Annotated in this window: 9 protein-coding genes and 1 pseudogene; 3 read left to right on the top strand and 7 right to left on the bottom strand. The window is 59.2% G+C overall.

Translation table 11 applies throughout. The annotated features are described in order from the left end of the window. Positions 1–46: 46 nt before the first annotated feature. The gene (gene pntA, locus ACJ8IP_RS04460; RefSeq protein WP_164106220.1) at positions 47–1,576 is read left to right on the top strand and encodes a Re/Si-specific NAD(P)(+) transhydrogenase subunit alpha; all 1,530 of its coding nucleotides are present in this window, start codon (positions 47–49) and stop codon (positions 1,574–1,576) included. A gap of 10 nt (positions 1,577–1,586) precedes the next feature. Beyond that, positions 1,587–2,981, top strand: coding sequence for a Re/Si-specific NAD(P)(+) transhydrogenase subunit beta (gene pntB / locus ACJ8IP_RS04455; RefSeq protein WP_025159771.1), 1,395 nt, complete (start codon positions 1,587–1,589; stop codon positions 2,979–2,981). Between the two features lie 61 nt (positions 2,982–3,042). On the opposite strand, the gene uspE is transcribed toward pntB, so the two are convergent. The 7 genes and pseudogenes from uspE to ACJ8IP_RS04420 all read right to left on the bottom strand — a co-directional run. Further along, the gene (uspE, locus tag ACJ8IP_RS04450; protein WP_004938281.1) at positions 3,043–4,005 is read right to left on the bottom strand and encodes a universal stress protein UspE; all 963 of its coding nucleotides are present in this window, start codon (positions 4,003–4,005) and stop codon (positions 3,043–3,045) included. Between the two features lie 126 nt (positions 4,006–4,131). Beyond that, complete coding sequence (locus ACJ8IP_RS04445) at positions 4,132–4,896, bottom strand: FNR family transcription factor (RefSeq protein ID WP_004938278.1); 765 nt, start codon at positions 4,894–4,896, stop codon at positions 4,132–4,134. Between the two features lie 280 nt (positions 4,897–5,176). Next, entirely contained in the window at positions 5,177–5,701 is a 525-nt protein-coding gene (gene ogt, locus ACJ8IP_RS04440) for a methylated-DNA--[protein]-cysteine S-methyltransferase (RefSeq protein WP_072627599.1), read from the bottom strand. Between the two features lie 219 nt (positions 5,702–5,920). After that, positions 5,921–6,232 (bottom strand): hypothetical protein, encoded by a 312-nt coding sequence (locus tag ACJ8IP_RS04435; protein WP_147837988.1) that lies wholly within the window; start codon positions 6,230–6,232, stop codon positions 5,921–5,923. A gap of 306 nt (positions 6,233–6,538) precedes the next feature. Beyond that, complete coding sequence (locus tag ACJ8IP_RS04430; RefSeq protein WP_147837987.1) at positions 6,539–7,393, bottom strand: tagatose bisphosphate family class II aldolase; 855 nt, start codon at positions 7,391–7,393, stop codon at positions 6,539–6,541. 9 nt (positions 7,394–7,402) lie between these two features. Then, on the bottom strand, positions 7,403–8,569 hold the full coding sequence (locus ACJ8IP_RS04425) for an SIS domain-containing protein (RefSeq protein WP_164106221.1): 1,167 nt from the start codon (positions 8,567–8,569) through the stop codon (positions 7,403–7,405). A 26-nt stretch (positions 8,570–8,595) separates the two neighbouring features. Further along, positions 8,596–8,759, bottom strand: a pseudogene (locus ACJ8IP_RS04420) (transcriptional repressor AgaR); the annotation flags it as partial. Between the two features lie 788 nt (positions 8,760–9,547). Between ACJ8IP_RS04420 and ACJ8IP_RS04415 the strand changes: the two are divergent. Next, positions 9,548–11,269 (top strand): lysophospholipid acyltransferase family protein, encoded by a 1,722-nt coding sequence (locus tag ACJ8IP_RS04415; protein WP_033643203.1) that lies wholly within the window; start codon positions 9,548–9,550, stop codon positions 11,267–11,269. Positions 11,270–11,331: the final 62 nt, after the last annotated feature.

The following is an 11,331-nucleotide window of genomic DNA, read 5'->3' as shown; positions in this document are numbered from 1 at the left end:
CAGGAAAATAATAAACATCATCCAAGACAGGTGAGAAGGGAACATTATGCGTATTGGTGTACCAAGAGAGCGGTTGGCCAATGAAGCCCGGGTCGCAGCCACGCCGAAAACGGTGGAACAACTGCTGAAGCTGGGTTTTACCGTCGCGATTGAACGCGGGGCGGGAAAACTGGCCAGTTTTGACGACGTCGCCTACGAAGCCGCCGGCGCGGCGCTGGTCGACGAAAACGACGTGTGGCAGTCGGATCTGATCCTGAAAGTCAACGCGCCGCAAGACGACGAGATCGCCTTGATGCGCGAAGGCAGCACGCTGGTCAGCTTTATCTGGCCGGCGCAAAACCCCGAGCTGATGGCCAAGCTGGCGGCGCGCAACGTCACCGCGCTGGCGATGGACTCGGTGCCGCGCATCTCGCGCGCCCAGTCGATGGATGCGCTGAGCTCGATGGCCAACATCGCCGGCTACCGCGCCATCGTCGAGGCGGCGCATGAGTTCGGCCGCTTCTTCACCGGCCAGATCACCGCCGCCGGCAAAGTGCCGCCGGCCAAGGTGATGATCATCGGCGCCGGCGTGGCCGGCCTGGCGGCGATCGGCGCTGCGGGCAGCCTCGGCGCCATCGTGCGCGCCTTCGACACCCGCCCGGAAGTGAAAGAGCAGGTGCAGAGCATGGGCGCGGAATTCCTCGAGCTGGATTTTGAAGAGGAAGCGGGCAGCGGCGACGGTTACGCCAAAGTGATGTCCGAAGCCTTTATCAAGGCAGAGATGGCGCTGTTCGCCGCACAGGCGGCGGAGGTTGACATCATCGTCACCACCGCGCTGATCCCGGGTAAACCGGCGCCGAAGCTGATCACCAAAGAGATGGTGGTGTCGATGAAGCCGGGCAGCGTGATCGTCGATCTGGCGGCGCAAACCGGCGGCAACTGCGAACTGACCGTGGCCGACACCATTACCGTGACCGACAACGGCGTGAAAATCATCGGCTATACCGATCTGCCGAGCCGCTTGCCGACACAATCTTCGCAGCTGTACGGCACCAACCTGGTCAACCTGCTGAAGCTGCTGTCGAAAGAGAAGAACGGCGAGATCGATATCGATTTCGACGATACGGTGATCCGCGGCGTTACCGTGGTGCGCAGCGGTGAAATCACCTGGCCGGCGCCGCCGATCCAGGTTTCCGCCCAGCCGAAAGCGGCGCCCGCCGCCGCACCGGTCGCCAAACCTGAAGCCAAGCCGACCTCGCCGTGGCTGAAGTACGGCCTGATGGCTCTGGCGATCCTGCTGTTCGGCTGGCTGGCGGACGCAGCCCCGAAAGAGTTCCTGTCGCACTTTACCGTGTTCGCGCTGGCCTGCGTGGTCGGGTACTACGTGGTCTGGAACGTCAGCCATGCGCTGCATACCCCGTTGATGTCGGTCACCAACGCGATCTCAGGGATTATCGTGGTCGGTGCGCTGCTGCAAATTGGCCACGGCGGCTGGGTGAGTTTCCTCTCCTTTATCGCCGTGCTGATCGCCAGCATCAATATTTTCGGTGGGTTCACCGTCACTCAGCGCATGCTGAAGATGTTCCGCAAGAACTAAGGGGTAACAAATGTCTGGAGGATTGGTTACAGCTGCATACATTGTTGCCGCTATTTTGTTTATTTTCAGCCTGGCGGGCCTGTCGCGTCATGAAACGTCGAAGCAGGGCAACCTGTTTGGCGTCGCCGGCATGGCGATCGCGCTGATCGCGACCATTCTGGGGCCGGATTCCGGCAACGTCGGCTGGATCATCATCGCCATGATCATCGGCGGCTCGATCGGCGTCTATCTGGCGAAGAAGGTCGAGATGACCGAAATGCCGGAGCTGGTGGCGGTGCTGCACAGCTTCGTTGGCCTGGCCGCGGTGCTGGTCGGTTTCAACAGCTATCTGGATCACGGTGCGCCGATGGAGCCGGTGATGGCGAATATCCATCTGACCGAAGTGTTCCTCGGCATCTTTATCGGTGCGGTGACCTTCACCGGGTCTATCGTCGCCTTCGGCAAGCTGCGCGGCATCATTTCTTCCAAGCCGTTGATGCTGCCGAATCGCCACAAGCTGAACCTGGCGGCGCTGGTGATCTCGTTCCTGCTGCTGGTGGCGTTCGTGCGCACCGACAGCGTGGGCTGGCAGGTGGTGACGCTGCTGCTGATGACGGCGATCGCGCTGGCGTTCGGCTGGCATCTGGTCGCCTCGATCGGCGGCGCCGACATGCCGGTGGTGGTGTCGATGCTCAACTCCTACTCGGGGTGGGCGGCGGCCGCGGCGGGCTTCATGCTGAGCAACGATCTGCTGATCGTCACCGGCGCGCTGGTGGGTTCTTCGGGGGCGATCCTGTCTTACATCATGTGCAAGGCGATGAACCGCTCGTTTATCAGCGTGATCGCCGGCGGTTTCGGCAGCGACGGTTCATCCACCGGCGATGCCGAAGAGATGGGCGAATACCGTGAAACCACGGCGGAAGAGGTGGCCGAGCAGTTGAAAAACTCCACCTCGGTGATCATCACCCCGGGCTACGGCATGGCGGTGGCGCAGGCGCAGTATCCGGTGGCGGAAATCACCGAAAAACTGCGGGCGCGCGGCGTGAAGGTGCGCTTCGGCATTCACCCGGTCGCGGGGCGCTTGCCGGGCCACATGAACGTGCTGCTGGCAGAGGCGAAGGTGCCGTACGACGTGGTGCTGGAGATGGATGAAATCAACGACGATTTCCCGGATACCGACACCGTGCTGGTGATCGGCGCCAACGATACGGTGAACCCGGCGGCGCTGGAAGATCCGCGCAGCCCGATCGCCGGCATGCCGGTATTGGAAGTGTGGAAAGCGCAGAACGTGATCGCGTTCAAACGGTCGATGAACACCGGCTACGCCGGCGTGCAGAACCCGCTGTTCTTCAAGGAGAACACCCAAATGCTGTTTGGCGACGCCAAAGACAGCGTGGAAGCGATTTTGCGGGCATTGCAGAAGTAAAATTGGGCAACCAAAGAAAAACGGGCCGCTTTTCAGCGGCCCGTTTCTTTATGCGCGAAGCTTAATCTTCGTCGTCGTGTTCGTCGTCTTCATCCGCCTCGATCGGGCAGTTGAAGTTTTCCGGTTTAATCACCAGCAGGTCGCATTTCAGATGATCGATCACATGTTCCGCCGTGTTGCCGATAAAGGCGGCTGAAATGCCGGTGCGGCCCAAGGTGCCCAGCACCACCACGCCGGCCTGCAGGTGTTCGGCCAGATCGGGTATCACCTCTTCCGGCAGGCCTTTTTCCACGTGGGTGAACTCTTCCTTAATGCAGAATTTTTGCCGCAGCGCCTTCATGGCGATCAGATGCTGGCCGCGAATGGCGTCGTTGTAGACGCTCGGGTCGAAGTCGGGCAATTCGATGGCGATGTTGATCGGGGTAACGGGATAGGCGCCGACCAGGTGAACCTCGGTCTGGTTGACGTTTTGCGCCAGTTCGACGGTTTCTTGCACCAGTTTGATATTGAGCGGGTCGTGATAGGGTTCTTCGCTGGCCAGATTGACCGCCACCAGCGCCTTGCCGCCTTCCGGCCAGGGCTGGTCTTTCACCATCCACACCGGGCAAGGGCATTTGCGCAGCAGGTGCCAGTCGGTGGGGGTAAAGATCACCGACTCCAACCGGTCGTGTTGGTGCGCCATTTTCAGCAGCAGGTCATGTTGGCCGGAAAGCACTTCCTGAATGATGGCTTCGAAGGGGCGGTTATGCCAGACCACTTTGATTTCGATCGGCACGCCGTCGTTGAGATAGAAGCGGCACTGCTCGTTGATCCAGGCGGCGCGTTGGCTGATCACACCTTGCCGCATCGCCGTTCTTTCATCCGGGGAGAGCAGGGTCGTCATTTCGTAAGAGAAGTCATAGATGGGCAGGAAGGCCTTGATGCGCCCGCCGTTCCGTTTTACCAGGTACACGGCGCGGCGCAATGCCGGCTGATCGTCCTGATTGGGGTCAATAGCCACCAGAAGATTCTGATACTTCGCCATAGGGCCTCCTTACAGCTGAAATCAACAGTCTGTTAATTTACAGAGTAACCCAACATTGAAAAACAGAACAACAACAGAAGCGTGCCGGATCAACAATTTCGGGGAAATGGTGATCCGGCAGGAGAATCAGGCGTTGACGGTCACGTTGATACGCGGCGTACCGGCCAGCACCGACAGGGCGTCGGCGTTTTCGATGGTGATGTATTTGCCTTTCACGCTGAGGATTTCGCTTTTCTGGAAGCGGCCCAGCAGCCGGCTGATGGTTTCCACCGTCAGGCCGAGATAGTTGCCGATATCGCCGCGGGTCATGGTCAAACGGAACTCGCGCGGAGAGAAACCGCGCTCCGCAAAGCGGCGCGACAGGTTGTAAACGAACGCCGCCAGGCGCTCTTCGGCGTTTTTCTTCGACAACAGCAGGATCATGTCCTGGTCGCCTTTGATCTCGCCGCTCATCAACCGCATGATCTGCTGACGCAGGTTCGGCATTTTGCCGGACAGATCGTCGAGGGTCTCGAACGGAATTTCGCACACCATCGAGGTTTCCAGCGCCTGGGCGAAGCTTGGGTGCTTCAGGCCGCCGATGGCGTCAAAGCCCACCAGGTCACCCGCCAGGTGGAAGCCGGTGATCTGCTCGTCGCCTTGCTCGGTGATGGTGTAGCTCTTGATGGTCCCGGAACGGATCGCGTACAGCGATTTCAGCTCGTCGCCGGCCTTGAACAGGGTCTGGCCTTTCTGAATAGGCTTTTTCCTCTCGATAATGTTGTCGAGCTGATCCAGCTCGTGGGCATTAAGGGTGAAAGGAATGCACAGCTGGCTGATGCTGCAGTCCTGGCAATGGATCGCACAACCACCAGACTGGATACGACGAATCACGCGTTTTTCCGGGATCATAGATTACGCTCATTCAATAATTGATATGAGTCAATTTTAACATCTTTTGCCGCAGCTGATAAGGGTAGCATTAGTCTGAATAGGGGCATTGTGTGCGAATTTTACGCACACATGCCGCCGATTATTCTGTAGGGGACTGAAGTTATGAGTATTATTTGTGACTTATGCGTTTTATTCACACAAGTTATTCATAGGGCCCAGCGGCCTGCGAGCGTGGCGTTGAGCAATGGGCTTTATTAAGCGTCGCCAAACAATGGCGCCGGATAATCGCCTGGCGCGGCTACAGCAGGCTTTTAGGCAGGTAGCCTTCGTGCTGCAGCAGCCATTGTTTGCGCTGTACGCCGCCGGCATAGCCGGTCAGTGCGCCTTGCGAACCGATCACTCGGTGGCAGGGCACGACGATGCTGATCGGGTTTGAACCGTTGGCCATGCCGACTGCGCGCGAGGCGGTCGGACGGCCGATGCGTTGCGCGAGCTGGCCGTAGGTCAGGATCTCGCCGCAGGGGATTTGGCGCAGCTGGTGCCAGACGGTGCGTTGGAACTCGGTGCCGGCGGTCATCACCGGTAACCGATCGATAATGCTCAGTTCACCGGCGAAATAGCGCTGCATGGCGTCGGTCAGCCCGCTGGGATCGCGCTGTTCGCGCAGGGTGAACCGATCGGCGCGGTAGTGGGTATTCAGCAGCTTCATCAGGCGCGCTTCGTGATCGGTCCAGTCAATCGCCCGCAGGCGCCCCTGTTCATCGGCAATCAGCACCAGTTCTCCCACCGGCGTGGCGGTACGATCAATCAAAAAAGTCTGCATCTGGATCACTCCTCGGTTTGGTAGGGCGATTATCGCATGAAATGGAAGGGAGCGATGGCGGATTTCGGACATGCTGATGGGCGACCGCAGGGTCGCCCGAATAGCCGGCTTACGGTAAGGCGGGGAGTTATTGTGCGATAAATTTATAAAATAAATTTATAAGTCATCAAGACAAGTTGTGTCTTGTTTATTATTTCAGCAGGCAGTAACGCTTTGTGGTTACTTATAGCTGATGGTCACGCGCTTTAAATGGGGATCGTTATTCACCATCTCACTGCTGACGGCAGAAATTAATTCTTTTGGCATCGCTTTTAACGAAGAGGATATATACCCGCTCTGATATTCTGTCACTTTACCGAAGCAGCTGGAGATAAGCTTTTCATCCTGATGTTTGACGGTGCATGCAGGCGTGGTAATGGCGCCGGTGAAGCGGACGACGCCAGAGGCGACCTGGCTGCCGGAAAGCGGTTTTGCTTGCAGAGCGAAGGGCAGAATGACCAATGCGCTTAATACGGCTAAGTAATGGTTCATACGCTGTTCCTTTCAGAGTAAAAACACTGCCAATTAAAAAACAAGCGCGCTTGTTTTCATCAAATAAGCTATTTCGCTTGGCGAAATAAAAACGAATGGGCAAAAATCCTACTGCCTGCATTCAATGAATTTGATAATAGAGAGGTAGGATGAGTAAAACCATGATTTGGATCATAGTGAAGACCGGTTAATGATTTCCGGCGCGGGCGGGATAACAGGCTGTGATCGTTCTCTCAGGAAAGCGGAAAATGGCGGGATGTTTTCGCCCCCGTGGTGCAGCCACTGAAACCGGGGGCGGGCGTGGGGTTACAGCATGCCGCTGCTGCCGCAGATGCGGATCTTTTCCGCCACCACTTCTTTCATCGCCAGCTTGCCGGGGACGATGTATTTGCGCGGATCGTTGGCATCCGGGTGCTGTGAAAAGTAGCTTTTTACCGCATCGGCGAAGGCGATTTTCAATTCGGTGGCGACGTTGACCTTGCAAACGCCGAGCGAAATCGCGCGCTTGACCATCGCTTCCGGAATGCCGGAGGCGCCATGCAGCACCAACGGCACGTCCACCTGTTCGCGGATCAGCGCCAGGCGTTCGAAGTCCAGCTTCGGTTCGCCGCGATACAGGCCGTGGGCGGAACCGATCGCCACCGCCAGCGAATCGATGCCGGTGGCGGCGACAAACTCGCGTGCCGCCACCGGGTCGGTATAGAAGCTGTCCGCCGTATCGACGATCAGATCGTCCTCTTGCCCGCCCAGGCGGCCCAGCTCCGCCTCCACGCTGGCGCCGTAGCGATGGCACAGGGCCACTGCGGCGGCCACCTTGGCGATATTCTGCTCGAACGGCAAATGGGAGCCGTCGATCATGACCGAGCGGATGCCGCTTTTCACCTTGTGCTCGATGTCATTGAGCTCTTCGTGATGATCCAGATGCAGCGCCAGCGGCAGATCGTAGCGGTGCGCGGCCGCCTGACAGATACCGATCAGGTAGTCGGTGCCGGCATAGCTGAAGGTGCCGGGCGTGCCGGCCATGATCACCGGCGAGCGCAGCTCGGCGGCAGTCTCCGCTACCACCTGCACGGTTTCCAGATTGTGAACGTTAAACGCCGGAACGGCGTAACCCTGGCGCTGCGCCTTGAGCAGCATGTCTCGGTTGGCTATCAGATACATGGGATCTCCTTACAGCTCGGGGGAAGGAAAACGGTAAATCGTCACGCCTTTCACCACCCGGTTAACTTCGCCGGTCGGGCAGGGGTTGTCCGGGGTGAGCCCCAATGCCAGCGAACTCTCGAAGGCCAGCATCTGGGTGAACAGCAGATACGGGAACAGCAGCCAGATATCGTCTGCCGCATCGTGCATATGCAGCAGGGTATCGGCGAGGGGTTGGCGCTCGCCGGTCAATCCGACCAGCTGCATCGCCTGCCCATCGCGCTGCAGTTCGTTCCACAGATCGCGGTCATACTGGCGGGCGTAGTCGTCGCGCGAGAACATCAACACCACCAGCGTCTGGCCGTCGACCATGAATTTCGGGCCATGACGCAGGCCGAGCGGCGAGTCGTAGCGCGTAACGATGCGCCCGGCGGTCAGCTCCAGCATCTTGAGCGAGGCCTCTTCGGCGAGGCCGGTAAAGCAGCTGCCGCCGAGGGTGATGTAGCGGCGGAAGCCGCCGGTGGCCAGCGCCTTCACCTGCGGCTGCAGCGTTTCTCGCAGTGCGCGGCAGCGCTGCACCATGGCGTGCAGCGGCGCCTGGGCGGCCTCGAGCGACAGAGGGCCGAGCAGCAGCGCGGCGCTCAGCATCATGCAGCTGAAGCTGGAGGTCATGGCGAAGCTCTGATCGTTAGAACCTTGCGGCATCACCAGCGAACAGACGTTGTCGCGCCGATGCGCATACTGCGCCAGCTTGCTGTCCGGGTTGCACACCAGCATCATGTGGTAGCTTTCCGGCAGCAGCTGGTCGGCCAGCTCCACCGTCGCCACGCTCTCCGGGCTGTTGCCCGAGCGGGCGAAGGAGACCAGCAGCGTCGGCCGCTCAGGGTCGAGATACTGCAGCGGGTTGGCGACGATATCGGTAGTGCCGTAGGCCACCACGTCGCGGCCGGTGCGTTCGCGCAGCCAGGGGGCCAGGGCGCGGCCGGCGAACGCCGAGCTGCCGGCGCCGCACAGCACGATCTGCAGGCGCGGATTGGCCAGCAGCGGCGCCAGAAACGGCTGCCATTGCGCCTGTTGATCCTGCAGCTGCCGGTGCAGCGCCGCCCACAGATCCGGCTGTTGCCAAATTTCTGCGGCGGTGTGCCAGGCGTTGCGCTGCTTCAGCCAATTCGCCTCGTAAGAGAAATACGCGTCCATGATGACAGCTCCTTAAAAAGCCTCGGTTAACGGTCGGCGATAATCACGTCGATCCCTAAATGGTGCAGCGCCTGCAGACAGTGTTCCGGAATGCGGCTGTCGGTGACCAGGCGGTGGATCTGGCCGATGTCGCGATCGTGCAAAAACTTGTGCGGCCAAATTTGCTGGCGTCGGCGAGGATGTGTTTGACGTCGCGATTGATGCGGATGGTGACGCTCTGGAGACCGAAAGCAGCTGGCTGAGCGGTTCCACGCGCACCGCGCCTTCGCGGCACAGCGGGTCGATAATTAATTCCCGGCGTTTTGCGGTAGTGATCATTAACGCAGACTCCTGATTTACCTGTAGCCGTGCCCGACCGCGGCTTAATAAGCCGCAGCGATACCGACCGGAGCGCTTTCAGTTGTTCGTGGCGAATTACAGCAAACGAAACACTGAAATGCAATCGATTAATTTTAAAATATCTATATCTATCAGTTGCTTATATTTGTTTTTGCTTTCATTTGAGCGCCAACCGAAAGCAGCGTCAACGCAAACTGAAAACGGCAAATTCGTTATTTTTCAGTCGACAATTCCCGGCATTTAATTATTCAGTCCGTCGAGGCCGAAAGCCGCAGCGATAATTCGGCAGCCGCCGGGCTTTCACTGTTTTTTTATGCCGGCGCGTGTAATAGCGCCGCATTGCAGCGGGTGAGGGTGAACGACAGCGGCCATGCGTTTCCCTCCGGCGATCCGTTCGTGGCCCATCCCGGCGAGGATCTGCAGCCGATAGCGCCTGCGTGAGGCGGTGAACCGCCGCATTGAAGCGTTGCTGGCGCCGATGTGAGGGGAAGTGGGGGCGAAAATGCGTCTTTCGCTCCCAAATCGCCATTACTTTGCTATACCTGATAGTCGATGGATTCATTTTATTGTCATGTGACTGACATGTCAGAGTCATGGCTCTGGCTTAAGTTTGCAGCGACTACGTCAGGAGATAACGCGATGTTCAGCCTGGATTCTCTGTTGCAAGATGCATTTCCACACCGCAATACCCCTGCCTGGCAGCGCAGCCTGCTAAGAACCCTTCTCTTCGAAAAAGAATTCAAACAGTTCGCCGCCGACTATCCCCACCTGAAAGGGCTCGATCTGATCGAGCAGGTGGTGGACTACTTTAACCTCAGCTGCGAGCTGGTGGACGGCGATCTGGAAAACATCCCCAGCCAGGGGCCGGTGGTGCTCGTGGCCAATCACCCGATCGGCTCGCTCGACGGACTGGTGCTGTTGCGCGCCGTCGCGGCGGTGCGTCCGGATGTGAAAGTGGTGGCCAGCCAACTGCTGACTTACATCGAACCGCTGCGCAACCTGTTCGTGCCGGTGGATAACGTCGCTTATAAAACCAGCCGCAAACAGATAGAAGGCATGCAGCAGCAGCTGGACAATCAGGGCGCGCTGATCCTGTTCCCGGCCGGCGAAGTGTCGCGCATGAGCCCGAAAGGCATCCGCGACGGCCACTGGCATACCGGTTTTCTGCGTCTGGCCGCCAAGGCGCGCGCGCCGATCGTGCCGATTCATATCAGCGCGCGCAACAGCAACCTGTTCTACTTTACGTCGCTGGTCTACCGTCCGCTGTCGACGCTGCTGCTGGTGCGTGAAATGTTCCAGCAGCGGGGCGGGCGCATCAGGATCCGCATCGGCGGCCGCGTGCCGTTCGCCAACTGGCACGATGGCCACACCAGCGCCAAGGATCTGGCGGAGCGCTTTCGCCGTCACGTGTATCGCCTGGGCCAGGGCAAACCGGGGCTGTTCGCCAGCGAATCGCCGATCGCGTTGCCGGAAGAGCGTCTGGAGCTGAAAAAGGCGCTGGCGAACTGCGAACGGCTGGGGGTGACGCCGGACGGCAAAACCATCTATCTCTATCGCCGTCACGATGAAGCGCGCACGCCGATCCTGCGCGAGCTGGGGCGCCTGCGCGAGATCGCTTTCCGCGCGGTGGGGGAAGGATCCGGCCGCCGCCGCGATCTGGACAGCTACGACGACGATTATTATCACCTGGTGTTGTGGGATGAAGAGGAGCTGGAGATCGTCGGCGCCTATCGTTTTATCCCCACCGCCGAACAAATCGCGCGTAAGGGCCTGGAGAGCATCTACAGCAACAGCCTGTTCCACTATGATCGCGATATGGAACCGATCCTGGCGCAGGGCATCGAGCTGGGGCGCAGCTTCATTCAGCCGGCCTATTGGGGCAAGCGCGGGCTGGACTATTTGTGGCTGGGCATCGGCGCCTATCTGTCGAAATACCCGCAGTATCGCTATCTGTTCGGCCCGGTATCCATTTCCGGCGGCATGCCGCTGGCGGCGCGGGATCTGTTGATCGCCTTCTATCGGCTCTATTTCTCGCCGGACCACGCCTTCGCGCAGTCGCGTCGTCCTTATCCGGCGTCGTTGCCGCAGGTGCTGGCGCAGTTTGCCGGGGATAACTACCAGGAAGATCTGGTGCGGCTGAAGAGCCTGCTCAGCAACATCGGCTGCTCGATCCCGACGCTGTACAAACAGTACACCGAGCTGTGCGAACCGGGCGGGGTGCAGTTTATCGACTTTGGCACCGATCCGGCCTTCAACAACTGCATCGACGGCCTGGTGCTGGTGGATACCTCGCGGCTCAAGCCGTCGCGTTATCAACGTTATATTGCGGTGCATCAGCCGCAGGAAGCCGAGACGGCATGATCGGCGTCTGACTCATGCCTTTTTGATCTAAGCACGACCTTGGGGCCGGCGACGGGATAGCG

Origin of the sequence: Serratia sp. CY52157, assembly GCF_052168495.1 — a bacterium.
Taxonomy (GTDB): domain Bacteria; phylum Pseudomonadota; class Gammaproteobacteria; order Enterobacterales; family Enterobacteriaceae; genus Serratia; species Serratia ureilytica.
The sequence above is the reverse complement of the archived record's forward strand: the minus strand, read 5'-3'. Positions and strand labels throughout refer to the sequence as shown.

Excerpts from the sequence above, each read along its gene's own strand:
- pntA (WP_164106220.1), top strand. The coding sequence starts at position 47 with ATGCGTATTGGTGTACCAAGAGAGCGGTTGGCCAATGAAGCCCGGGTC.
- pntB (WP_025159771.1), top strand. The coding sequence starts at position 1,587 with ATGTCTGGAGGATTGGTTACAGCTGCATACATTGTTGCCGCTATTTTG.
- uspE (WP_004938281.1), bottom strand. The coding sequence starts at position 4,005 with ATGGCGAAGTATCAGAATCTTCTGGTGGCTATTGACCCCAATCAGGAC.
- ACJ8IP_RS04445 (WP_004938278.1), bottom strand. The coding sequence starts at position 4,896 with ATGATCCCGGAAAAACGCGTGATTCGTCGTATCCAGTCTGGTGGTTGT.
- ogt (WP_072627599.1), bottom strand. The coding sequence starts at position 5,701 with ATGCAGACTTTTTTGATTGATCGTACCGCCACGCCGGTGGGAGAACTG.
- ACJ8IP_RS04435 (WP_147837988.1), bottom strand. The coding sequence starts at position 6,232 with ATGAACCATTACTTAGCCGTATTAAGCGCATTGGTCATTCTGCCCTTC.
- ACJ8IP_RS04430 (WP_147837987.1), bottom strand. The coding sequence starts at position 7,393 with ATGTATCTGATAGCCAACCGAGACATGCTGCTCAAGGCGCAGCGCCAG.
- ACJ8IP_RS04425 (WP_164106221.1), bottom strand. The coding sequence starts at position 8,569 with ATGGACGCGTATTTCTCTTACGAGGCGAATTGGCTGAAGCAGCGCAAC.
- ACJ8IP_RS04415 (WP_033643203.1), top strand. The coding sequence starts at position 9,548 with ATGTTCAGCCTGGATTCTCTGTTGCAAGATGCATTTCCACACCGCAAT.